20 protein-coding genes and 1 pseudogene are annotated in these 22,443 nt (G+C 69.2%); 14 read left to right on the forward strand and 7 right to left on the reverse strand.

What is annotated here, in order from left to right; all coding sequences use genetic code 11:
* Genes AB0P24_RS04095 through AB0P24_RS04115 form a run of 5 tightly spaced genes read left to right on the forward strand, consistent with a single transcriptional unit; the run spans position 1 to position 5,793 of the window.
* Positions 1 to 1,740, forward strand: a complete 1,740-nt coding sequence (locus AB0P24_RS04095) for an ABC transporter substrate-binding protein (RefSeq protein WP_365790607.1) — start codon at positions 1 to 3, stop codon at positions 1,738 to 1,740.
* Positions 1,737 to 2,756 carry an ABC transporter permease gene (locus AB0P24_RS04100; RefSeq protein ID WP_365790608.1) on the forward strand — a complete coding sequence of 340 codons (1,020 nt, stop codon included), beginning with the start codon at positions 1,737 to 1,739 and terminating at the stop codon, positions 2,754 to 2,756. Before AB0P24_RS04095 ends, AB0P24_RS04100 begins: the two co-directional genes overlap by 4 nt.
* Before the next feature lie 4 nt (positions 2,757 to 2,760).
* Positions 2,761 to 3,729 carry an ABC transporter permease gene (locus AB0P24_RS04105; protein WP_365790609.1) on the forward strand — a complete coding sequence of 323 codons (969 nt, stop codon included), beginning with the start codon at positions 2,761 to 2,763 and terminating at the stop codon, positions 3,727 to 3,729.
* Positions 3,722 to 4,786, forward strand: a complete 1,065-nt coding sequence (locus AB0P24_RS04110; RefSeq protein WP_365790610.1) for an ABC transporter ATP-binding protein — start codon at positions 3,722 to 3,724, stop codon at positions 4,784 to 4,786. Before AB0P24_RS04105 ends, AB0P24_RS04110 begins: the two co-directional genes overlap by 8 nt.
* Positions 4,783 to 5,793 carry an oligopeptide/dipeptide ABC transporter ATP-binding protein gene (locus tag AB0P24_RS04115; protein WP_365790611.1) on the forward strand — a complete coding sequence of 337 codons (1,011 nt, stop codon included), beginning with the start codon at positions 4,783 to 4,785 and terminating at the stop codon, positions 5,791 to 5,793. Before AB0P24_RS04110 ends, AB0P24_RS04115 begins: the two co-directional genes overlap by 4 nt.
* A gap of 435 nt (positions 5,794 to 6,228) precedes the next feature.
* Here the strand turns inward: AB0P24_RS04115 and AB0P24_RS04120 are convergent, their stop codons facing one another.
* Positions 6,229 to 6,918, reverse strand: a complete 690-nt coding sequence (locus AB0P24_RS04120; RefSeq protein ID WP_365790612.1) for a hypothetical protein — start codon at positions 6,916 to 6,918, stop codon at positions 6,229 to 6,231.
* Between the two features lie 212 nt (positions 6,919 to 7,130).
* On the opposite strand from AB0P24_RS04120, the gene AB0P24_RS04125 reads away from it, so the two are divergent.
* Both AB0P24_RS04125 and AB0P24_RS04130 read left to right on the forward strand, forming a co-directional pair.
* Positions 7,131 to 8,336 carry a glycosyltransferase gene (locus AB0P24_RS04125; RefSeq protein ID WP_365790613.1) on the forward strand — a complete coding sequence of 402 codons (1,206 nt, stop codon included), beginning with the start codon at positions 7,131 to 7,133 and terminating at the stop codon, positions 8,334 to 8,336.
* A gap of 86 nt (positions 8,337 to 8,422) precedes the next feature.
* Positions 8,423 to 8,782 (forward strand): annotated as a pseudogene (locus AB0P24_RS04130) (signal peptidase I); the annotation flags it as partial.
* Between the two features lie 46 nt (positions 8,783 to 8,828).
* On the opposite strand, the gene AB0P24_RS04135 reads toward AB0P24_RS04130, so the two are convergent.
* The gene (locus tag AB0P24_RS04135; RefSeq protein WP_365790683.1) at positions 8,829 to 9,599 is read right to left on the reverse strand and encodes a class E sortase; all 771 of its coding nucleotides are present in this window, start codon (positions 9,597 to 9,599) and stop codon (positions 8,829 to 8,831) included.
* A gap of 327 nt (positions 9,600 to 9,926) precedes the next feature.
* Between AB0P24_RS04135 and AB0P24_RS04140 the strand changes: the two genes are divergently transcribed.
* On the forward strand, positions 9,927 to 11,399 hold the full coding sequence (locus AB0P24_RS04140) for a beta-1,6-galactanase (protein WP_365790614.1): 1,473 nt from the start codon (positions 9,927 to 9,929) through the stop codon (positions 11,397 to 11,399).
* A 97-nt stretch (positions 11,400 to 11,496) separates the two neighbouring features.
* Positions 11,497 to 12,603 (forward strand): alpha/beta hydrolase, encoded by a 1,107-nt coding sequence (locus AB0P24_RS04145; RefSeq protein ID WP_365790615.1) that lies wholly within the window; start codon positions 11,497 to 11,499, stop codon positions 12,601 to 12,603.
* A gap of 43 nt (positions 12,604 to 12,646) precedes the next feature.
* On the opposite strand, the gene AB0P24_RS04150 is transcribed toward AB0P24_RS04145, so the two are convergent.
* A complete protein-coding gene (locus AB0P24_RS04150; RefSeq protein ID WP_365790616.1) occupies positions 12,647 to 12,937 on the reverse strand; it encodes a DUF1905 domain-containing protein in 291 nt (96 codons plus the stop codon).
* Between the two features lie 56 nt (positions 12,938 to 12,993).
* Here AB0P24_RS04150 and AB0P24_RS04155 point away from each other — a divergent pair, with 56 nt between their 5' ends.
* The 4 genes from AB0P24_RS04155 (at position 12,994) to AB0P24_RS04170 (ending at position 17,164) form a co-directional block, all read left to right on the forward strand.
* The gene (locus tag AB0P24_RS04155) at positions 12,994 to 14,007 is read left to right on the forward strand and encodes a hypothetical protein (RefSeq protein WP_365790617.1); all 1,014 of its coding nucleotides are present in this window, start codon (positions 12,994 to 12,996) and stop codon (positions 14,005 to 14,007) included.
* Positions 14,008 to 14,403: 396 nt separating this feature from the next.
* Positions 14,404 to 14,805, forward strand: coding sequence for a very short patch repair endonuclease (locus AB0P24_RS04160; protein ID WP_365790618.1), 402 nt, complete (start codon positions 14,404 to 14,406; stop codon positions 14,803 to 14,805).
* Positions 14,802 to 15,797 carry a DNA cytosine methyltransferase gene (locus AB0P24_RS04165; protein WP_365790619.1) on the forward strand — a complete coding sequence of 332 codons (996 nt, stop codon included), beginning with the start codon at positions 14,802 to 14,804 and terminating at the stop codon, positions 15,795 to 15,797. Before AB0P24_RS04160 ends, AB0P24_RS04165 begins: the two co-directional genes overlap by 4 nt.
* 11 nt (positions 15,798 to 15,808) lie before the next feature.
* Complete coding sequence (locus tag AB0P24_RS04170; RefSeq protein ID WP_365790620.1) at positions 15,809 to 17,164, forward strand: DNA cytosine methyltransferase; 1,356 nt, start codon at positions 15,809 to 15,811, stop codon at positions 17,162 to 17,164.
* A gap of 17 nt (positions 17,165 to 17,181) precedes the next feature.
* Here the strand turns inward: AB0P24_RS04170 and AB0P24_RS04175 are convergent, their stop codons facing one another.
* From AB0P24_RS04175 to AB0P24_RS04185, 3 genes are read right to left on the reverse strand one after another with little or no spacing between them, the layout of a single operon-like run.
* Entirely contained in the window at positions 17,182 to 18,060 is an 879-nt protein-coding gene (locus AB0P24_RS04175) for a DUF6339 family protein (protein WP_365790621.1), read from the reverse strand.
* Positions 18,057 to 19,052, reverse strand: a complete 996-nt coding sequence (locus tag AB0P24_RS04180; RefSeq protein ID WP_365790622.1) for a hypothetical protein — start codon at positions 19,050 to 19,052, stop codon at positions 18,057 to 18,059. Before AB0P24_RS04180 ends, AB0P24_RS04175 begins: the two co-directional genes overlap by 4 nt.
* A 3-nt stretch (positions 19,053 to 19,055) precedes the next feature.
* Entirely contained in the window at positions 19,056 to 21,206 is a 2,151-nt protein-coding gene (locus AB0P24_RS04185; RefSeq protein ID WP_365790623.1) for a helix-turn-helix transcriptional regulator, read from the reverse strand.
* A 604-nt stretch (positions 21,207 to 21,810) separates the two neighbouring features.
* On the opposite strand from AB0P24_RS04185, the gene AB0P24_RS04190 reads away from it, so the two are divergent.
* Positions 21,811 to 21,939, forward strand: coding sequence for a hypothetical protein (locus tag AB0P24_RS04190; RefSeq protein WP_365790624.1), 129 nt, complete (start codon positions 21,811 to 21,813; stop codon positions 21,937 to 21,939).
* Between the two features lie 259 nt (positions 21,940 to 22,198).
* Here AB0P24_RS04190 and AB0P24_RS04195 read toward each other — a convergent pair whose 3' ends face one another.
* Positions 22,199 to 22,360, reverse strand: a complete 162-nt coding sequence (locus AB0P24_RS04195) for a hypothetical protein (RefSeq protein ID WP_365790625.1) — start codon at positions 22,358 to 22,360, stop codon at positions 22,199 to 22,201.
* Between the last annotated feature and the right edge of the window lie 83 nt (positions 22,361 to 22,443).

Below are 22,443 nucleotides of genomic sequence, written 5' to 3' on the forward strand. Positions count from 1 at the left end.
ATGCCTCGCAGTGTCCTACCGCACCGCGCCAGACGGGGCGCGTTCGCCGCCGCCACCGTGGCGCTCGCCCTGACCGCCGCCGCCTGTTCGTCCTCCGACGACGGCTCCTCCTCGAATCCCGGCGCCTCCTCCTCCGGCTCGGGTTCCTCCGCCTTCCAGCCGCAGCACAAGGGCGGCACCCTGAAGCTCGTCGCGCACGCGGCGGCGGGCAGCTTCGACCCGCAGGTCAACTACACGCTCCAGTACTGGCAGTTGTACCAGTCGATGTACGACGGACTGCTCGCCTTCAAGAAGGTGAACGGGCAGAAGTCCTTCACCGTCGTCCCCGACCTGGCCACGGCCATGCCGAAGGTCTCCAACGGCGGCAGGACCTACACCTTCACCCTCCGCAAGGGCGTCACCTTCTCCAACGGCAAGGCCCTGACCACCGACGACGTGGTGGCGTCCTTCGAGCGGATCTTCAAGGTCTCCAGCCCCACCGCGGGCACCTTCTACAACGGCATCGTCGGCGCCGACGCCTGCCTGAAGACGCCTGCCTCCTGCACCCTGCCCAAGGGCGTGATCGGCGACGCGAAGACCGGCACGGTCACCGTCAACCTGACCGCCGCCGACCCGGAGTTCGAGTACAAGCTGGCCGTCCCGCACGCCAGCATCGTGCCGAAGGACTCGCCCGCGAAGGACGCGGGCACCCAACCGCTCCCGTCGACCGGCCCGTACATGGCGGCCTCCTACGACCCGAACCGGGCGCTCGAACTCGTCCGCAACCCGCACTTCAAGGAGTGGTCGCGCGAGGCACAGCCCCAGGCCTACCCCGACGCCGTCGACTACACCTTCGGCCAGACGGTCGAGTCGGAGGTGACCGCCATCGAGAACGGCCAGGCGGACTGGATGTTCGACGCGCCGCCCGCCGACCGGCTCAACGAGATCGGCACCAAGTACGCCTCCCAGGCGCACGTGAACCCGCTGACCGCGTTCTGGTACGCGACGCTCAACGTCAACATGGCGCCGTTCGACAACAAGCTGGCACGCCAGGCGATCAACTACGCGGTCGACCGGTCCGCGGTCGTCCGGCTGTACGGCGGCACGAACCTCGCCTCACCGGCCTGCACGATCCTGCCGCCCGGCTTCCCCGGGCACGTCGACACGTGCGACTACACCAAGGGCGGCGGCACCACCTGGAAGGCCGCGGACCTCGCCAAGGCCAAGGAGCTGGTGAAGAAGTCCGGCACGGCCGGGCAGGAGGTCGGGATCGTCGTCCAGGACGACGACGTCAACAAATCGATCGGGCAGTACCTCCAGAGCCTGCTCACCCAGCTCGGCTACAAGGCGACGCTCAAGCCGCTGTCGGCGAACATCCAGTTCACCTACATCCAGAACACCAAGAACAAGGTGCAGCTGGCCCTGACCTCCTGGTACCAGGACTATCCGGCGGCCTCCGACTTCCTCAACGTGCTCCTGTCCTGCGCCAGTTACCACCCCGGCAGCGACTCCAGCATCAACATCTCCGGGTTCTGCGACAAGAGTGTCGACGCCCGGATGCAGACGGCGATCAAGACCGCGCAGACCGACCGGACGAGCGCGGACAAGCAGTGGGGCGCCATCGACCAGGAGATCATGGGCGAGTCGCCGGTGGTCCCGCTGATCAACCCGAAGATGATCGACTTCACCTCGCGCCGGGTGGGCGACTACCGGTTCAGCAAGCAGTTCTACATGCTGGTCGGGCAACTGTGGGTGAAGTGACCCCTGCTGCCCCGTCGACCGGGGCCCCGCGCTCGCCGGGCCCCTGGCGGACGGCCGCCTCCGACCTGCTCCGCAACAGGTCGGCACTGGCCGCCGCCGCGGTCCTGCTCCTCGTCGTACTGGCGACTCTGTGCGCACCGCTGTACGCGGACCACATCGCCCACACCGACCCGTTCCGGTCCGATGTCTCCGGCACCACGGTCGTCGACGGCAAGACAGTGCCGGTGCTCACCCCGAGCAGCACCGGCCTCGGCCTCGGCGTCACACCCATCGGCCCGACCTGGAACCCCGCCCACTACTTCCTCGGCGCCGACAACCAGGGCCGCGACGTCATGGCCCGCCTGCTGTACGGCGGCCGGACGAGCCTGTTCATCGGGGTGACGGCGGCCCTGCTGACCTGCGCCGTCGGAACGGCCGTAGGAGTGGTCGCCGGGTACGCGGGCGGCGTCGTGGACTCGGTCGTCTCCCGGATCCTGGACGTCATCTGGGCGTTCCCGGTGTACCTGCTGGCCATCTGTCTCTCGGTGGTCCTCCTCACGAACGGCCTCACACTGGGCCCCGTCACCGTGGAGGCCGGAAGTCTCTGGCTGCCGATCACGATCATCGCGGCTATCTACGTGCCGTACATCGCGCGGCCGTTGCGCGGTCAGGTGCTGGTACTGCGCAACAAGGAGTACATCCAGGCGGCCATCGGCTCCGGCGCCCCCACCTCGCGCATCCTGCGTCGCGAGGTGCTCCCCAACGTGGTGCCCACGGCCATCGTGTTCGTGCCGCTGATGACCGCGCTGGCCATGCTGACCGAGTCGGCGCTGTCCTTCCTGTCGGTGGGCGTCCAGCCGCCCGACGCCAGCTGGGGCACGATCATCCAGGACGGTCTGGGGCTGCTCTACACCCGCCCCGCCGTGACCATCGCCCCCGGTCTGCTGATCGCGCTGACCACGGCCGCGCTCAACGTCCTCGGTGACGGGGTGCGCGACGCCCTCGACCCGAGCGCCCGGCTGCGCGGAGGGATGTGACCCCATGCTCGTCTTCGCCCTCAAACGCTTCGGCTCGGCCCTGCTGGTGATGTTCGCGATCAGCGTGCTGGTGTTCCTGATCTTCTTCGCCACCCCGGGCGTCGACCCGGCGGCCCGGATCGCGGGCCGCAACGCCGACGCGGCGACCCTCGCCCAGGTGCGGCACTCCTTCGGCCTCGACCGGCCGCTGCCCGTCCGCTATCTGCTGATGATGCGGCACCTGCTGATCGACCGGGACCTGGAGTCGTTCGTCAACCGCGGCTCCAAGGTGATCCCGCAGATCCTGCAGGCCACCCCCGTCACCCTCTCGCTGGTCGTCGGCGCGGCCTTGATCTGGATGACGGCCGGGATCCTCATGGGCACGGCGGCGGCGACCCTGCGCGGCAAGGCCGCCGACCCGCTGATCATGCTGGTCGGTGTCGTCGGCGTCTCCCTGCCGGCCTACTGGCTCGGCGAGGTCGTCAACCTCCTCACCCAGAAGCAGTTCCACGACTCCCTCTTCTCCTGGGTGCCGCCGCCCGGCTACGTCGGCCTGGGCCAGAACCCCGGCCAGTGGGCACTGCACATGCTCTTCCCCTGGCTGACCCTGGCCCTGCTGTACGCCGGGATCTACGCCCGGCTGCTGCGCGGCGAGGTCGTCACCGCGCTGGGCGAGGACTACGTCCGCACGGCCCGCGCCAAGGGCCTCTCGGAACGGCGGATCCTGCTCCGGCACGCGCTGCGCTGCTCCCTGATCCCGATCGTGTCGTTGTTCGGCCTGGACTTCGGCGCGCTCGTCGGCGGGGCCGCGCTGCTGACCGAGGTGGTCTTCGGGCTGCCCGGCATCGGCAAGCTCACCTACGACGCCCTCCAGAACCTCGACCTGCCGGTGATCATGGGGACCGTGCTGTACGCGGCGTTCTTCGTGGTCCTGGCCAACGCCCTGGTGGACATCCTGTACGCGCGACTCGACCCGAGGGCCCGCCATGCCTGAACCCCTGCTGGACGTACGTGACCTGAGGGTGCGGTTCCGCACCCGCCAAGGCCTGGTGACCGCCGTCGACGGACTCTCCTTCTCCGTCGCGCCCGGCGAGGTCCTGGGCGTGGTGGGCGAGTCGGGCTCGGGCAAGAGCGTGTCGATGCTGGCCGTGCTGCAGCTGCTGACCAACCCGAACGTCACCGTTTCGGGCGAGGTCCGCTTCCGGGGACGGGACCTGCTGACCCTGCCCGGCAAGGAGATGCGGGCGGTACGCGGCCGGGAGATCGCCATGGTCTTCCAGGATCCGATGACGGCACTGACCCCCGTCTACACCGTGGGCTGGCAGATCGCCGAGCAGATCCGGGCACACGAGCGGGTCTCCCGCAAGGAGGCCGAGGCCCGCGCGGTACGACTGCTCTCCGACGTCGGCATCCCCGACGCGGCCTCCAGGGTGCACGCCTACCCGCACGAGTTCTCCGGCGGCATGCGCCAGCGCGCGGTCATCGCGATGGCCCTCTCCTGCGATCCCGCGCTGCTGATCGCCGACGAACCGACCACGGCGCTGGACGTCACGGTCCAGGCGCAGATCCTCGATCTGATGCGGGAGTTGAACACCCGGGGTTCGGCGATGGTGCTCATCACCCACGACATGGGCGTGGTCTCGCAGATCGCCGACCGGGTCCTCGTCATGTACGGCGGCCGGGCCGCCGAGGAGGGCCCCCGGCGGGCGGTGTTCCACGGCCCGCGGCACCCGTACACGTGGGGCCTGCTGGACTCGGTGCCCCGCGTGGGCGGTCCCCGGCTGCGCAGGCTGCCCACCATCGCGGGCGTACCGGTCTCACCCGGTGCCCTCCCGGAGGGCTGCGCGTTCGCCCCGCGCTGCCGGCTGCGCCACGACCGTTGCGATGAGCGGCCCGTGCTGACCCTCGGCGACGACGCCTCCCACCTGGACGCGTGCTGGCTCCCGCCGGACGACCGCGCGGGACTGCGGCTGACCGCACGAGCGGCCGGCGAAGAACAGAGCGGGGAGCAGGACGAGAAGCAGGGCAGGGACACGGAGGTGGCGTCGTGACGACAGCACAGGACGGGACGACCGTTGCCGCGGACGAGGTGCTGCTGCGCGCCACGGACGTCACCAAGCACTATCCTCTGCGCGGCCCGCGCCGGGTCCTGCGCGCCGTCGACGGGGTCTCCCTGGAGGTGCGCGGCGGCGAGACCCTCGGTGTCGTCGGCGAGTCGGGCTGCGGCAAGTCCACGCTGGGCCGCTGCCTGGTCCGGCTCACGGAACTCACCGGCGGGCGGATCGAGTTCGGCGGACAGGACATCTCGACCCTCTCCACGCGCCGGCTGCGCCCGGTACGGCCGGGCATGCAGTTGGTCTTCCAGGACCCGCAGGCCTCCCTCAACCCCCGCCGCCGCGCCGGGGACATCGTCGCCGAGCCGCTGCTCGTGCACCGGTACGGCGACGCGGGCGCGGTGCGCCGGCGGGTCGCCGAGCTCTTCGACGTCGTAGGGCTGGCGGCGGCCCATCTGGACCGGTACCCGCACGAGTTCTCCGGCGGCCAGCGCCAGCGCATCGGCATCGCGCGAGCCCTGGCCACCAACCCGAGGCTGATCGTCGCCGACGAACCGGTGTCCGCGCTCGACGTGTCGATCCAGGCCCAGGTGCTGAACCTGTTCGCCGACCTCCAGGAGGAGTTCGCCCTCACCTACGTCTTCATCGCGCACGACCTCGGCGTCGTACGGCACGTGTCGGACCGGATCGCCGTCATGTACCTCGGCGAGATCGTCGAACTCGCCGCAACGGAGGCGGTGTACACGGCCCCCGCCCACCCGTACACCCAGGCCCTGCTGTCGGCGGTCCCGGACATCGACGACGGCAGGCTCGCGGACGACGGGCCGCCCCGGGAACGGATCGTCCTGACGGGCGAGGTGCCCAACCCTGCGGACAAGCCCACGGGTTGCCCGTTCCGCACCCGCTGCCCCTACGCCCGGGAGCGGTGCACGACGGAACGCCCCCGGCTCGCACCGGCCACCTCCGGCCGCCAGGTGGCCTGCCACTTCCCGCTGGCCGACTGAACAGGACGACAGAACGACAGACGGCCCGGGATCGAGATCCCGGGCCATCCACTCTCCCGCCAGGCGAACCGCCCGACCTGGCGGCCGCCCGCCGACTGCCGGCGCACAGATCGGCAAGCGCTCCGGGACCTCGGCCGCGGCACTCCGCGTCTCTTCGGCTCTACGCCCGCGGCCGCATTGACACCAGCGGACGGCGGCGGGGCGGGCGCCATCGTGAGCGGGAGTTCACACATCCGTCTGTCTACTACACACGATCCGTTTCAGCGGCTCGCACGACCCGAGGCACCGCGCGGTCGGCGTCAAGGCGCGGCTCGCCCGGCCACCGCCTGCCGGCTCGCCTCCGGCAGCGCGGCCCGCACCTGCCCTGCCCCGCCCCACCCGAGCCGTTCGCCCGGCGCCGGGCGCCCGGCGCCCGGGAGGTCGGCGCCCGGCAGTTCAGCCCTCCGGAGTGTTGTAGTTGACGATCTGCTCCACCATGTGAGCGACCGCACCGGCCAGGGGGCTGGCCGCCCCTTCCGCCACCACGTCGGGTAACCGGTGCGCCTCGTTCTCGGCGGCCGCGACCATGCCCCAGAAGGCGTTGAAGCCCGAAGGATCCGTCGGCTTGTCGATGGCCGCCCCCACCGTCAGGAAGCCGCCCGTCTCGACCACGGCCAGCGCGCCCATCTGCCGCAGGATGCCGGGATCCCGCTCTTCGGCGGCCACGACGCTCCACCCCGTCACCGCCGTGTGCCGCAGCGCGGCGAGGAGACTGCCGGCGCCGTCCGCGTCGGAAACAACGATGTCAGGCAGGACCAGCGCCACCGGCCCCTGCGTCATGGGCAGGGCGGACCGGATCGCTCCGTCGAGACCCGGTTCAAACGACTCGTTCTGGTACACGAAAACCATTTGAAAGGTCTCCGCATAACGCGCGAGATAACGCACGGTGTCCATTTTATGCGCCCCGAACACGACGACCAGACGCACATTGAGTCCGCTTTTCGCCAGGTTGACAACGGCCTCCAGACTGCGGTCCAGGACCGTGACCCCGGGAGCCAGGCAGTGCAACTCCTTCGGGTAGGGCGCGCTGAATCGCGTTCCGAATCCAGCGCAGGGCAGGATGACCGAAACATCAGGTATGAACACTGACGAACCATGCATGGAGCAGCCCTCAGGTTGTGTTGACGATCGGAAGCCGGCCTGGAAGGCACGCCGGCGCTCCCCGCGGCCACCGAGGACGGCGCCCTGCTGCCCGCATATTCCTACGCCCGACCGCAACGCCGTAAACGGGCATTGCCCGAAGCCCCGGAGGGTACGGACCGAAACGCATGGGAAGCCGGAGCGAAAGAGGGCGCGGAATGCGGGTGTTGTTGTCCACATACGGAACGCGTGGCGATGTAGAACCGCTGGTGGCACTCGCGGTGCGGTTACGGGCGCTCGGCGTGGAGGTGCGGATGTGCGTCCCGCCGGACGAGGAGTTCGCACAGCGCCTGGACGGTCTCGGGATACAACCGGTGCCCGTCGGCCCGCCGGTCCGCGAGTTGATGCGCGGCACGGCCCTGCCGTCGGCGGCGGACCTGTCCCGGTACCGGACCGAGCTGGTCGGCACGCAGTTCGACGTCTTCCCCGCGGCGCTCGACGGATGCGACGCCCTGGTGGCGGCCGGCCTGGCCCAGATAGCCGCGCGGTCCGCCGCCGAGGCCGCGGGCGTCCGCTACGTGTACGCGAGCTACGCGGCGGTCCACCTGCCGTCCCCGTACCACGCCCCGCCGCCGCGACCGGGCTGGCCGGAGCCGGAGGTGCCCGACAACCGGACGCGTTGGGAGCTTGACGCCCGCGCCGTGAACGCGGAGTTCGGCGAGACCCTCAACGACCACCGGGCGTCGATCGGCCTGCCACCGGTGGAGAACGTCCGCGACCACGTCCTCACCGACCGCCCGTGGCTGGCGGCGGACCCGGCCCTGGGACCGTGGCGCGAGACCCCGGGCCTCGACGTGACACAGACCGGCACCTGGAGCCTGCCGGACGAACGGCCGCTCCCCGCCGACCTGGTGAGCTTCCTGGAGGCGGGCGATCCGCCGGTCTACGTGGGCTTCGGCAGCATGATCCCGCCGCAGGACATCGCCCGCTCGGTCATCGAGGCGCTCCGCGCACAGGGCTACCGCGCACTCGTCTCCCGCGGCTGGGCGGACCTCGGCCTGGTCGACGACCGGGACGACTGCTTCGCCGTCGGCGAGGTCAACCACCAGCGTCTGTTCCGCGAGGTGGCCGCCGTGGTGCACCACGGCGGCGCGGGCACCACGGCGACGGCCGCCCGGGCTGGCGTCCCGCAGGTGGTGGTGGCCGTCCAGCTGTCGGACAACCCGTACTGGGCCGGCCGGGTGGCGGACCTGGGCATCGGCGCGGCACTCGACGGTCCCGCTCCGGCCGTCGACTCCCTGAGCCTGGCGTTCAAGACGGCCCTGGCACCCGAGACCCGTGCGCGCGCCGAGGCGCTGGGCGCCGAGATCCGCACCGACGGAGCGGCGGTGGCCGCGAACCTGCTGGTCGACGCCCTCCGGTGAGCAGGAGCCCCGGCCGGCGGGAAGCCGGCCGGGGCTCCGTTCGCGTCCCGAGCCGGCCGAGCGGCCGGCTGCTAGCGTTCGGGCGCATGGAAGACCGCGTGTACGTAGGCAACGCCGGCAAGGACGCGACAGCGGACCGGGGATGGCTGCTCGGCCATTTCAGGGAGCACGGGGATCCTCGCCACAGCGACGCCGTGGAGGTCAAGTGGGGCGTCCATCCGCGCGGTGAGCGACGCGACCAGTGGGTGACGGGCGAGGTGCGCACGGCTCTCCTGGTCCTCGTCTCGGGCCGTTTCCGCCTGGAGTTCCCCGGCCGTAGCGTCCTGCTGGAAGAGCAGGGCGACTACGTCGTCTGGGGCCAGGGGGTGGATCACTCCTGGGCGGCCGAGGACGATTCCGTGGTGCTGACCGTGCGCTGGCCTTCCGTGTCCGGATACGCGGTACCGCACGCGGAAGACCCGGCGAGTGCGCGGACCGGGCCGCTTCCCGGCGTCACGCCCGCGGCCGCGTCGACACCAGCTTCCCCCACACCACCATCCGGTACCGCGAGGTGAACTCGGGCGTGCAGGTGGTCAGCGTGATGTAGTACCCCGGCTCCTGGTACCCGTACGACGGCTTCACGATCGAACGCGGTACGGCCCTGACCACCCCCGAGTCACGCGCCGAGGTCTGCGGCAGGATCTGGTCCACGACGTAGGTGTACGTCGCCGACCTGGTCTCGACCTCGATCGTGTCCTTGCGCCGGAGGCGGGGCAGGTAGCGGAACGGCTCGCCGTGGGTGTTGCGGTGCCCCGCAAGGGCGAAGTTCCCGGCCTGGCCCGGCTGTTGGGTGCCGGGATAGTGGCCGACGTACCCGTGGTTGAGCACCTTCGGCTTGCTGACCCCCTCGGCGACCGGGACGCGCAGCCCGAGCCGCGGGACGACGAGGACGGCGTACGCCTGGGAGGCGACGACCCGGGTGGTGTACGACGGCTGCTGCCGCCCGGTGCCGGAACGACTGGCCGACGAGGAACCGGTCGTACCGGAGCCGCCTTTCGCTCCGCCGCCCGAGCCACCGGAACCACTGCCGCTCCCGGAGTCCCCCCATTCCCGCTCCAGTGCCTCCACCTTCCGCTCGGCCCCCTGCTTCGCCTCCCGGTTGGTCCACCACAGCTGGTGCACGACGAGGAGCATGAGCACCACGCCCACGGTGACGAGGAGTTCGCCCCCGGTCCACAGCACCCGCCGGCGCCGCGCCCGCCACCGCCGCTCACCGTGCCCCACGACCCGCACCGCGCACCTCCCGCCGCCCCGGCCGACCCGGCCGCCCCGGCCGGGCTCGCCGGCCCCTGGTCGGCCCTGCCGACCCGGTCGGTCCCGCACGATAAGGCGCCCGCCGCCAACTCACCAGAGCCACCGGACCTCCCGTCACCGGACCTCCCCACCCGCGCTTTCTCCACTGGTTTTAGAAAGCACTGTCAGAAAGCACGGTCACAACCCTCGACAACCTCACACGCCACACCTGATGCTTCCTGTTGGCATGCGGGGGGACGAGTCGACGCCGGTCCGGGAACCGGTGTTTGAGCCGCACGGAGAGGTTGAGAAGCAGCCATGATCCGACGCAGAACACTCCTGGCCGCCGCGGGAGGCGGCCTCCTGGGCAGCGCCCTGGCCACCGGCACGGCCCGCGCCGACGCCACGATCGCCGTCAGCCCGTCCACCTCCTGGGGCACCTGGGAGGGCTGGGGCACCTCCCTGGCCTGGTGGGGCAACGTCTTCGGCACCCGCGACGACTTCGCCGACATCTTCTTCACCACAAAGTCGACGACGTACAGCGGCACTTCGCTCCCCGGCCTGGGCCTGAACATCGCCCGCTACAACCTGGGCGCGAGCAGCTGGAACAGCGTGGGCGGCACGACGATGGTCGCCTCCGCCAACATCCCCGCGTTCAAGCAGATCGAGGGCTACTGGCAGGACTGGAACAACGAGGACCCCACCTCCTCGGCCTGGGACTGGACCGCCGACGCCACCCAGCGCGCCATGCTCGTGAAGGCGGTGAACCGCGGCGCGACGGCCGAGCTCTTCGCCAACTCCCCCATGTGGTGGATGTGTCTGAACCACAACCCGTCCGGCGCCTCCGACGGCGGCAACAACCTCCAGTCCTGGAACTACCGCCAGCACGCCTCCCACCTGGCCTCCGTGGCCCTGTACGCCAAGAACAACTGGGGCGTGAACTTCGCGACGGTGGAGGCCTTCAACGAACCGTCGTCCTCCTGGTGGACGGCGACGGGCACCCAGGAGGGCTGCCACATGGACTCGACGGTCCAGGCAGCCGTACTCCCCTACCTCCGAAGCGAGTTGAACAGCCGAGGCCTGACCGGCACCAAGATCTCAGCCTCGGACGAGACGAGCTACGACCTGGCCCGCACCACCTGGAGCGCCTTCTCCGCCACCACCAAGGGCTACGTGGACCGTGTGAACGTCCACGGCTACCAGGGCTCGGGCGGCCGCCGCGACCTGCTCTACACGGACGTCGTGACGACGGCCGGCAAGGCCCTGTGGAACTCCGAGACCGGCGACAACGACGGCACCGGCTACACCATGGCCTTCAACCTGCTCTACGACTTCCGCTGGCTGCACCCCACCGCCTGGGTCTACTGGCAGGTCATGGACCCCTCCACGAACTGGGCGATGATCGCCTACGACGCGAGCACTCTGGCCGCCGGTGCGGTCACCACCAAGTACTACGTGATGGCCCAGTTCAGCCGCCACATCCGCCCGGGGATGAAGATCCTCGACACGGGCGTGAGCAACGCCGTCGCCGCGTACGACTCCTCGGCGAAGCGCCTGGTCATCGTCGCCCTCAACACGGCCACGTCCGCCCAGACCTTCACCTTCAACCTCTCCGGCTTCACCACGGTGACCGGCGGCTCCGGCGGCCTGGTCCCCCGCTGGAACACGGTGACGACGGGCGGGGACGCGTACAAGTCGTACTCGGACACCTACCTGTCCGGGAAGACGGTGGCGGTGTCGGTGGCGGCGAAGGCGGTGCAGACGCTACAGATCGACGGGGTCACGATCTAGAGGGGCGCGACGGGGGCGCACGGCCTGACTCCGGTGGCCGTGCGCCCAGTCCCGGCATGGAGGCAACGCCGGAGGCGTGGCGAACGTCGAGTGAGACATGAGGTTACGACTCCACAGCCCGGCGCTCCGCCTGCTGACCGCACTGCTGTTCATGGCCGCCGCCCTGACGGCGGCCGCCCAGGTGCCGGCACGGGCCGAGAACGGCGACACTCCGGCCGTCCCCGTCTCGGTCGCCGCATACGACCTGGGCGACACGGCGTTCACCGATCCCCAGTCCGGCACGGTCAGCGAGCTGCGCGCGGTCGTGCACTACCCACGCCACCTGACCGGCCGGCTCCCCCTGATCGTCATGGCCCACGGCTCCTGGTGGGCCTGCGACGCCCAGGACGCCGACACCTGGCCCTGCCCGGCCGGCTCACGGCCGTTCCCCAGCTACCGCGGCTACGACTACCTGGGCGCCGCGCTCGCCGCCCGCGGCTTCGTCGTCGTATCGCTCAGTGCGGACGGCATCAACATGACGTCCTTCGACTACGGCGACCGGGCCCGGCTCATCAACGAACACCTGCGGCTCTGGCAGCAGTTGTCCGCCACCGGCACCGGCCCCCTGGCAGGACACTTCACCACCGCCTCCGGCCGCCCCGTCTCCCCGCCCTTCACGGGCCACGTCGACATGAGCCGCGTCGGCACGCTCGGGCACTCACGCGGCGGAAAGGGCGTGATGTGGCAGGCGTCCGACAAGCACCGCGACGAATGGCCGGCCGGCGTGCGCGTCCGGGCGGTCCTGGGCCTGGCACCGGTCAAGTTCGACGACCCGGAGGGCGACCACAGCGACACCCTCATCACCAGGCTGCCGTTCACGGTGGTCACCAGCTCCTGCGACGGCGCGGTCCACGAGGCGGGCCAGGAGTACCTGGGCGACGTCACCGGCCTGAACACCGCGACCGACTACTCGGTGTCCCTGTCGAACGCGAACCACAACTACTACAACACCGCGTGGACGCCCCCCGCCCTCTTCGGCGAGGACGACAGCACCTGCCCCGCCCGGGAACTGACCCCCGCCACCCAGCAGAACGCCCTCACCACCTACGCGACCGCCTTCTACCGCTTCGAGCTCTACGGTGACCGCTCCGCCCTGCCGACCCTGACCGGCGAACGCCCCCTGCCGGGCGTCACGTCGACGACACGGGTGGTCCCGGCCGCGTGAGCAGGGGCCGGGGGTGCGGGCCCGCCGCGTCCCCGGCCCCTCCTCACCCCAGGCGGACGGTCATCTCGACCCGCACCTGATCCCCCACCGACAGCCCCTCCGGCTTGCGCACGACACTCTTGAGCGGCAGCAGATACCCGCCGTCCTTGGGAAAGAGCGAAGTCTCGAAGACGACGCCCCCGATCCGGGCCTCGACGGGTATGACCCCCCACCCGTAGGACGCCATGGCGGCCACGGCCCGGATGTCCTCGGACTCGTCCTGCGGCACGGGAACGAAGTAGTACGGCGCGGGCCCCCGCCACTCGATGACCTGCCCGCCGAAGGAAAGCTGCATGAGAGGAGTCTCGCCCATCTCTCCTTATGTCACCGACGGGCAGTACGGTGTCGTTCATGCGCCCCGACACGCCTGCCGAGAACGTCGACCACACCGCCGAAGCGGCACGCCTGGAGCGGACCGCCGGCCTGTACCCGGAGGACGCCGAGGCCCTGCTCCTCCAGGCCGCGGCCCACCTGGAACTGGCCGACGACCGCCCCGCCGCCACCGCGCTCTACGACCGCCTCCTCGCCACCCCGGACACCCTGGAGAACGCGCCCCTCGTCCGGGCCCTCAAGGCGTCGAACCTGTGGGAGTACGACCACGAGGCCGAGGCACGGGCGATCATCGACGGCATCCGCACCACGGCCCCCAGGGACCCGGCCCCCTGGGTGATCGTCGCCGAATCCCTGGAATCCCACGACGAGTTGGAAGCGGCGCACGACACGTTCACCGAGGCGGCCACCCTCCTCCTCACGGACGTCACCGACCCCCCCTACGCCACGCACCCGGTGCTGATCGGCCGCCACCGGGTCCGCCGCATGCTCGGCCTCCCCCACGACGACTGGGACGCCCGCGCCGACACCCTCCACTCCTCCTCTTCCATCTCCCTGGACGAACTCCACGACCCCAAGCGCGTCTGGTCCCTGGGCTCGGACAACCCCGAGGAACTGGCGGCGGAGATCTCCCGCCTCCGCGCCGAACTCGGCGCCCACCGCGAGGCCCTCTCCCGCCCCTTCCCGGTAGCGGTCCTGCACTGGCCGGCGACCGAACTGACGGAACTCCTGTCGGCGTACCCCGACCTGGCCGCCGAATACCCCTCCCACCCCGAGCACCTCGCGACCATAGAGTCCTCCCTCCGCGAACTCTCGGCCTCCGGCACCGGAAACCTGGGCATCGTCACCGGCACGGTCCCCTCCTACGAGGCCTTCGCGGCATCGGAGGGCTCCTCCCCGAGCGACACCACCCTCCTCCCCCAGTACGCGACGACCCTGGCGGCGCGGGGGCGGGCGGTGGCCTGGCCGCCGCAGCGGACGTCGGAGTGCTGGTGCGGCCAGGACCAGCCGTACGACGCCTGCCACGGCGCATAGGCCCCTCCCCGACCGACCGGCGAGCCGCCATCCCACCCGGCGTGCCCGACCGGTCCGACGCGCCCCCAACCACGGCCCACCCCAGGCACACCCCGGAAAGCCGCCCACTTTCCCCGGGCCGCCCGCTCGCTTCTCCCCCGTGCTGGAGCGGCCCGGGTCAAGGGTGGCCCGCAGGGCCATCGGCGCAGCCGACGCGGACGCGGAGCGCAGCGGAGCGGGAGCGCCCTTGAGGCGGGACGCGGAGGCACGACACTGGAAAGAAGCGGGCGGCCCCTCTGCCGATGTCGCCCATTCCAATGGGGCGAGTCCCTCCCTGGCTACACGCCGCTCCACCTACGCCGGCAGGATGATCCCGTGCCCAATCTCGTCCCCTCCTCTCTTGCCGTTTCCGCCCGCATGAGCAAGCAGGTGAGCAAAGACACGGAGGCCGAGCTGGCCGTACGACGGCTTTTGCACGCGGCCGGACTGCGTTATCGCGTGGAGTACCCCGTGCCGGGCATGCCCCGGCGACGGATCGACGTGGCCTTCACGCGGGCCAAGGTCGCGGTTCTCATCGACGGCTGCTTCTGGCACGGCTGTCCCCAGCACGCCACTCACCCGAAGGCCAACGCGGACTGGTGGCGCCGCAAGCTGGATCGGAACATGGCCCGCGACCGAGAGACGACCGAGCATCTGATCGCGGAAGGCTGGACTGTGCTGCGATTCTGGGAGCACGAGGCTCCTGGGAAAGTGGCCGCACGGGTGGCGGCGGCTGTGGAGCAGCGTCGGACGGAAGCGATACGGGGGAGAAGAGAATGAGCGGACTGACTTTCGTCGACGTGTGTTCAGGGGCCGGTGGGCTCGCCCTCGGACTGGAGCAGGCAGGGTTCGAGCCGCGCCTGTTGCTGGACGACGACGAACTCGCCGTCAGTACTCTGCGGGCGAACCGACCGCACTGGGAAGTGCTTCAGACCGACCTGCTGGACTTCGATCCGGCCGAGCACCCCGTGAGCCTCGACGTGGATCTCCTCTCGGCCGGCCTGCCACGAGTAAAGTCGAGTGCGACCGTCGGACGCGCGGATTCGCTTGCCGAGGAAGAGTTGTTGAGGGCCACGGTCTACCTGGTCCATGCGATCAGGCCTCGTGCGGTACTCATCGAGAACGTCCCCGGGCTCGCATACTCGGACGCCTACCAGCAGTTCCGTGAGTTCGCGCGAGCCGAACTGGCTCACCTCGGGTACGAGTTCAGTTGGTTTGTCGTGAACGCTGTCGACTTCGGCGTCCCCCAGAACCGCAAGCAGGGCGTCCTGGTCGCCATCGGGCGCCAGTGGGCCGAGGCGTTCCGGCCGCCCGCACCGACGGTGCAACAGCCGATGACGGTCGGTGCCGTTCTGGGACCGTCCATGGCCTCCCGCGGTTGGCGGGACGCCGCCCGCTGGGCCGCCCAGGCCGATCGACCGGCTCCGACGTTGGTCGGCGGCTCGAAGAACCGGGGCGGCGCAGACCTGGGACCCACGGGAGCAAAGCAGACCTGGGCGACCATGGGCGTCAACGGTCACACCGTGGGTGACGAGGTTCCGGACGGGGACTTCGTATGGGATCCCGAACTCGGCAGGGACCACATGGTGAAGATCACGCCCAGGCAGGCGGCGCTGTTGCAAGGCTTTCCCGAGACGTGGGAGATCACCGGGCGGAAGACCGCCCGGTACCGCCAGATCGGCCACGCGACACCACCGCCCGTGGGGAAAGCGCTGGGGCGGGCTGTCGCCGCAGCGCTCATTCTGGATCCACCAGTCCCCTCGGCCGGCTAGACTTCCGCCACATGACCAGCACGGCGTCCCACAAGCCCATCCTCGACCAGCCTCGCGTCCTTGACCTCTTCGCAGGTCCCGGCGGGCTGGACGTCGCCGGTCACTCGCTCGACATCCCGAGTCTCGGTATCGAGTGGGACAGGAGCGCGTGCCTGACCCGGTACGCCGCCGGACTGGACACCCTTCACGCCGATGTGAGCGCGATACGCAGGGATGCCTTCGAGTCGTTGCCGCCGGAGATCAACGTCCTCGCCGGCGGCCCTCCGTGCCAGACGTACTCGGTGGCCGGGCACGGCGCCGGGCGCCAGGCCTTGGACAGAGTCAAGAAGTACATCGATCGTCTGATGCCAGGTGACTCGGACAAGAAGATCGACGAAGAACTCAAGGACCTCCCCGATCCACGCACCGCACTGGTTCTCGAACCCCTCCGGTACGCGATTCAGGCAACGCGGAGCCCCAATCGCGAGAACCGACCGTACGATGTGATCGTCCTGGAGCAGGTCCCCGCAGTGGCTCCGCTCTGGGAGCACTACGCCAAGGTGCTGGCTGAGACAGGACTCCCCGACGGGACCAGATACAAGGTCGTCGTCGGCGTTCTGGACACCGAGACCTACGGGGTACCGCAGACGCGATCTCGCGCGGTGTTGATCGCTCGGCGGGAAGGACTCGGCGAGCCCTCGCTCCCCTCCCCTACACACCGTTCCTACGATCCGAAGGAATGGAACCGCAACAACTTGACGAGCGTACCTGACCAGGTCCTTCAGCCGACACTGGACGAGGGCGCCACGTCGGAAAGCGACGAGGGCAGGCTCCCCTGGAGGTCGATGCGTGATGCCCTCTCGGACCCGGTGGGATCACATCCCGGGCGTGTCACTCCATTCTTGGTCCGCTCGAACTACGGCAGTTCGGGACACCCGGGGAGGCGTGGAGTGCGGACCGACCAGCAGCCCGCCACCACCGTCACCGGCCGTATCTCCCGCTTCGTGGTCTTCGAGCATCTCAACGAGAAGGTCGTCCACGAAGGCCCGCGGTTCAGCATGAACGAAGCGGGCATGCTGCAGAGCTTCCCGCCGGACTATCCGTGGTCCGGTACGGCGCAGGCCCAGCAGGTGGGCAATGCCGTACCACCCTTGTTCGGTGCGCACCTGCTGAGTTCCGCTCTCGGACTTCCCAAGCCGGACCCGGAGGCGCTGAGGAAGCCCTGGCAGCCGGCCACGGAGGAGCAGCGGGCCAAGCTGCGAAGCAACGGCTGCGGGGCCGCCGACGCCTGCACCGACAGGTGTCCTCAGGCCAAGGACCAGGTGCCGCCGCCTTCTTCCATGCGCCCGCGCAAGAGCAACAAGAGCAAGAAGGCGGCAACCAAGTAGCCCGAGCGCCGCGCCGGTCAGTCCCCGATCTTCCGGCCCCTGACCGGCGCGGTCTCAAACAGCTCTGCAAAGTAGCTGGTGAGCGCGGCCACGGAATCCTCCGGCACGGGGTCCTCGTCGGGCCCCTTCGGAAGTTCGTACCGCTCGACCGGTGGCGCCGATTCCGCTTCCGCGATCCAGTCGCGCAGATGCGTGGGGTCTCTGGGCTCGTCCGGTGCGAGGACGTCATATGTCAGGGTCGCTCCGGCCGTACTGATCGCGACGCCGAGACCATTGATCTCTCGTCCGGTAGTGACTGACCCACTCTCCAGAAGACGAACCAGCGCCTGGGCGGTGGGACGGTGGTCGATCACATCCATCCGTAGAACGGTGTGGATGAGGTCCTGATTTCCGCATGCGACCTCGACCGGCTGGTAGTCCGATCCGTTCCGGAACAGTTCCGCCGCCCACCACAGACGGGAGAAACACTGACGGTCCGCGGGGCCACGAAAACGCTCCGCAGCGACGCGTGTCTCCGGCCTGTTCACCGTCGGTTCCGGCAGGTGGCGCCATACGACGTAGTCAGGGGCCACAGCCAAGGCGATGTGATTCCACAGACGCTTGTCCGCCGCTTCTCGCCGTGTCAGGCGCAGCGTCGCGTGGAGCCGTGGCGCGAGCCATGCGTCGGCTCGGGTGCGGTCCTCCCGGAACTCGAACATGGCGTCTTCCACCAGACTCCGGATCGGTTCGACCCACCATCTGGCGTCGTCCTCGGGAAGCGGCTCGACGACCTTGGCGAGGTCGATGCCGCCGTGAACCTGTTCGCCCCTGAGCAGCTCTTCGGTGAGGAACGGATCGACAGCCGAGGTGGCGAGCAGCGCCAGGCGCTCCGGTACGTGGTTCGGTTGCGTGATCACGTCTCGCTCTCCCGGTTCATCTGTTCCAGACTGCGGATCACATAGGCAAGCGCCTTGGTGGCATCGGCACGGCGGACCGCCGCGTAGTGGATACGGGTCTGTAGTTCGACCCAGCCCGATTCGCCGGTACGTCGGCGGTGCACCTGCCGTAGGGCCTCCTCGACGTGTACGCCGGGAACGACGTCCGGGAGCATCTCCCGCAGCACCTCGCCCTGCCAGTCGGTCGGGAAGACCGGGCTCCCGCCAGGTTCCACCTCCAGATCGCCGATGGCACCGTGGAACACCGCGGTCCAGACGTCGGTGGCCATCTGGGCGACCAATAGGTCACGTACCTTGCTGTCCACTCCCGAGCCGTTGCTGTCCAGCAGCCCGATGACACCCTCGACGTCGGTGTTCACGAACACGGTGGGGACTCTGGCCGAGACGTCCACGATCCAGGGCGCGTCCGCATAGGCCTGAAGCCACTCCCGGGAGCTTCTCTTGAAAGATGCTGTCTGGACGTCCAGTTGGAGTCCACGGACCGGCTCGTCGGAGACCGTGTCGACGATCCAGCTCCGGTCGGTCTCGGCGATCGACCGTCCGCGTACTCCGTCCACCGTCCCGACGGCGTACACGGCGAGGGAGGCCCGACCCAAGTGGTCGTCGCGGAGTACCTCCAGCGATCCCGACCAGTCCCGTCCGCCCTCTGCGTCAAGCGTGAGATCCGCGGAGGTGCGGACGTTGGTCTCGCCGTCGGTCAGCACGGCGAGGACACGCAGATCGGACCAGGCCGAGTCCGGCGCGTTCCCGCCGGGTGGCAGCGTCGCCGAGAGGCCGATCGTGGCGCTCACCCAGTCGGTGTGGCCGGCGATGCCGAGCGCGACGGACTGCTGCTGGGTCGAGTACGCGGTGGTCTCCAGCTGGTCACGGGTGCCGTCCGAGAGCTTGAGGGAGACCGAGGTCACTCTGAGAGCGATCGGCCGGTTGAGCCTCTTGTACGGGTAGATCTTCACGCGTCACTCCCCCTTTCCGGCGCGGAGTTCGAGGACGAGGCGGGTGAGCGCGGTCCTGACCGGATGACTGGTGACATCGGTGGATCCCTGGAACTTCGCGCGACGCGCGCCGGGAGTGAAGCGGAGGATCCCGTCCTCCACCTCGCAGCCCTCGACAGCCACGAGTTCCGCCCAGTCCAGCTTCGGACGGCCTCCGGACCGCACATCCAGTTGCGCGACCGGCACCATCGGGACGATCTCGTCGCCACGCGGGATGCTCACCTCGGCGGTGATCCGCCACTCCCCTTCGTCGCCGACTGTCGCGTCGAGCTTGTCCAGCAGCGGAACCACCGGCCCGGCGGGCGTCTTCGCCTTGGGCCTCGTTCTCACGGTCAACGCCTTGCGCACGACCTCCCCGCCCTCGCGGCTGGTGCGCTTCGGACGCGCGACAAGTTCCCTGACCGCATTGTTGACCTCAGCCGTGAGCGCGCCGATCCGCCGATAAGCGGTCGGGGACCAGCGCAGAGTCAGCTCCTCCGTCTGTCCCCAGCGGTCGTGCTCAGGCGGTTCCGCCGCACGCAGGAATTCCTCGGCCTCCTTCGCGAAAGGAGCCGTTTCTCCGGCTGCCTCGCCCACCAGCAGAACGGCCTGGAAGGGGTTGGTCCCGAGCGGCAGCCTCTGGACCCCAGCCCTCCTGACGGTCATGCGGTTGCCGCGCAGCGAGTGGACCTGGTTCTTCCCTCCATCGCCGTCCCTATCCCCGTCGGCCTCGGTGACCAGCAGGACCGCCTGGTGCGTACCGAGCGTCCCGTGTGCTCCGCCGGAGAGCGGCAGCTTCAGCGGGACGTTCCGCGCCGCTACCTGCCCGGCCTCGGTGAGACGATCCACCGTGGTGCCCTCGTAGTGCGCCCTCAGGGCACGGGTCCGGGCGGGCTGCTCGACAGAGGGGTCGACCTGTTTCTCCGGCACGACCTCCTTGCCGTTCTGGAAGGCGCGGACAGAGACCTCCAGGAGGGGAAGCCGGCTGCCTCCGCCGGTCATCGCGGCCCAGAAGTCACGTCCCAGCGCCTCTACCAGGCGACCGTGCATCTTGCGGATGTCACGCGTGTCCTCGTCGCCGTCCTCGACCCCGTCGGACTCGTCGTCGGCGTCGGACCTGCTCTCGAGACTGGCGACGTCGTGCGCGCCGACGATGAGGAAGGAGGTACCGGGTTCGTCGCTCTCCCTGGTCAGATACAGGCGTGCGACGGTCTCCTCGTCAGCCCACCAGGAACGGGCGACCATGGCACCGGGCGAATCGGGATCGGGGCGCCCGAACCAGGCCGGACCCGCGTACGGCTCGCCGTCCACTTCCCGCCACGGCAGTTCGAGACGGCCGATGACCCTTCGCTCGGTACGTCCCTCGTGAGGCACGGACAGAGTCGAGTTGATGAGCACGAGTCCGAGGGCGCTGGTGGCCCACAGCGTCGCCTTACCCAGGCCGTACGAACCACCCGCGCCGGGGCCGGACTTCAGGCTCTCCAGCTGGCGCCTGACCACCGCGGCGAACTTGCCGTCCGCGTAGTCGTCGCCGATGAGCCCGGAAGCGTTGTAGTCGTCAACACGCAGCAGGACCAGGCGGCCCTTCTCGTACATGTCGCGCACCCCGGCGTCCACGACCCGACCGACCTTCTGGCTACCGGCGGCCTCCGAGACGGCGGAGTAGTGCGGGAAGAGATCGTTCCAGAGGATCGCCTCACGGAAGGAGTCCAGGGCCTCACCGGTGAGCTCGTGCAGGGTGTAACGGACCCGGACCGGGCGGCCGTTCTCCGTCAGCCGCTCGTCGAGGCTGTTCTGACAAGTCTCGCGAGCGAGAACCTGCACGTCGGCGTCGAAGGCGAAGGCTGCGGCATTGCCCAGGTCACGGCCACCGTCGGGGTAACCCGGGCGGTGGTACCAGGTCACCGGGAGGCCAGCCTGGGTGTCAGTAGTACGGGTGTGAACCGTCCCGACGTCGGTGCCGAGCGCCTTTGCGATGTCTGTCATCACGGTGGGGCGAGGCGTCGACCGGCCCGTGATCCAGGCGGACACGGCGGCCCGAGTCAGCTGGAGCTCGTCGGCCAGTTCGGCCTGAGTCTTCCCCGCGAGCTTGAGCTGTCGGGCCAACCAGGGCCCGAACTCCTCGCCTGTCTCCACGCGTCACCTGCTCTTTCTAGGAGTTCACGCCGCTCGTGTGCTGTGGACCACGAGGCTAATTTGACAAACCATGAAGCGTCAACCGGGAGTTGATCGATCCTGCCGTACGGAACTCTTCAACCAGGTGTCCGACTTGCCCTGAATAGCCAACTATCGCCACGCATGCGGGGTTTCCATGAACGGAGCAATTAACTCCCCTTAAACGAGCGGGAGTTGGGTTGCACGTTCGTGTGACCACCGGTACCGTTGTTGACGATGGGGATCCCATCTCGCTCACGAAACCCGAATTGGGGAAGACTGGGCGGCCGGGGGAGAAGTGCATCCCAATTCAGCCCCGCGCAACAGAAATCGAGGCACACACCAAGTCGCCTCCACCGCTACGGAAGTATCTCGACGAAGGACTGGCGACACTGGGCCAGAAAGCGCTAGTGTCCTCAGCCAACAAGAGTCCCTACGGGCCGATTCGACACTGATTTCATCCATTTTCGCGGGGGGATGCGTGCCCAATTTACCCCTGTGCAACCTGAATAGGGGTATGCCAACAATGATTGAGCAGGGATACAACGACTTCTTGTTTTCATCTCGGGAATTGAGTTCATTCGACTTGGAAATCAGCGCGGCCAAGACCGAGGCCGAGGTGATGAGCATTCTCCAGTACTACGACCTGTCCGAGAAGGACTTTCCTGACGGCATGGTCCCCGGACTTCCGCCGGACCAGTCCCCCACCGCCTGAACACCTGAGCCGGGCAGCAGAAGGGCAGGTCAAGCCTTGACCAGGTCCTCGCCAACGTGAACGAACCCCTCTACACCTTCACATTCTCCTACGCACTGTGACGCCAATACCCAGCACCACGACAGGCGCGCGCCGGCTTCGACGAAGCCGGCGCGGCCTGCCCCATCACTGATATTTCACTCGGACCTTTACGACCCAGGAGTGCAGAGCAGTGCCGTCTTCGTTCCTTTCGGTAGAGCAAACCGTTCTCGAACAATCCTCACGCGTCCTGCAGACTTATGCGGTGGACCCCGGTCTCGTGGCCGAACACGCCAATGGCGAGCGCCGGATCACTCAGGGCGGATATGGCGACCGCCAGCTCTTCGAACTCGTCCAGAACGCGGCGGATGAGATGGCCGACGAGCAGGGCGGACGAGTTCATGTCGTCCTCACGGAAACCCACTTGTACTGCGCGAACGAGGGTAATCCGGTAACCCCGGAAGGCGCGGAGACAATTCTTCGGAT

Source organism: Streptomyces sp. NPDC086519, from assembly GCF_040686075.1.
GTDB lineage: Bacteria > Actinomycetota > Actinomycetes > Streptomycetales > Streptomycetaceae > Streptomyces > Streptomyces shenzhenensis.

Coding starts and splice junctions, on each gene's coding strand:
- AB0P24_RS04165 (WP_365790619.1), top strand. CDS start 14,802: ATGAGCGGACTGACTTTCGTCGACGTGTGTTCAGGGGCCGGTGGGCTC.
- AB0P24_RS04155 (WP_365790617.1), top strand. CDS start 12,994: ATGCGCCCCGACACGCCTGCCGAGAACGTCGACCACACCGCCGAAGCG.
- AB0P24_RS04160 (WP_365790618.1), top strand. CDS start 14,404: ATGAGCAAGCAGGTGAGCAAAGACACGGAGGCCGAGCTGGCCGTACGA.
- AB0P24_RS04170 (WP_365790620.1), top strand. CDS start 15,809: ATGACCAGCACGGCGTCCCACAAGCCCATCCTCGACCAGCCTCGCGTC.
- AB0P24_RS04105 (WP_365790609.1), top strand. CDS start 2,761: ATGCTCGTCTTCGCCCTCAAACGCTTCGGCTCGGCCCTGCTGGTGATG.
- AB0P24_RS04110 (WP_365790610.1), top strand. CDS start 3,722: ATGCCTGAACCCCTGCTGGACGTACGTGACCTGAGGGTGCGGTTCCGC.
- AB0P24_RS04140 (WP_365790614.1), top strand. CDS start 9,927: ATGATCCGACGCAGAACACTCCTGGCCGCCGCGGGAGGCGGCCTCCTG.
- AB0P24_RS04095 (WP_365790607.1), top strand. CDS start 1: ATGCCTCGCAGTGTCCTACCGCACCGCGCCAGACGGGGCGCGTTCGCC.
- AB0P24_RS04150 (WP_365790616.1), bottom strand. CDS start 12,937: ATGCAGCTTTCCTTCGGCGGGCAGGTCATCGAGTGGCGGGGGCCCGCG.
- AB0P24_RS04145 (WP_365790615.1), top strand. CDS start 11,497: ATGAGGTTACGACTCCACAGCCCGGCGCTCCGCCTGCTGACCGCACTG.
- AB0P24_RS04195 (WP_365790625.1), bottom strand. CDS start 22,360: ATGAACTCGTCCGCCCTGCTCGTCGGCCATCTCATCCGCCGCGTTCTG.
- AB0P24_RS04125 (WP_365790613.1), top strand. CDS start 7,131: ATGCGGGTGTTGTTGTCCACATACGGAACGCGTGGCGATGTAGAACCG.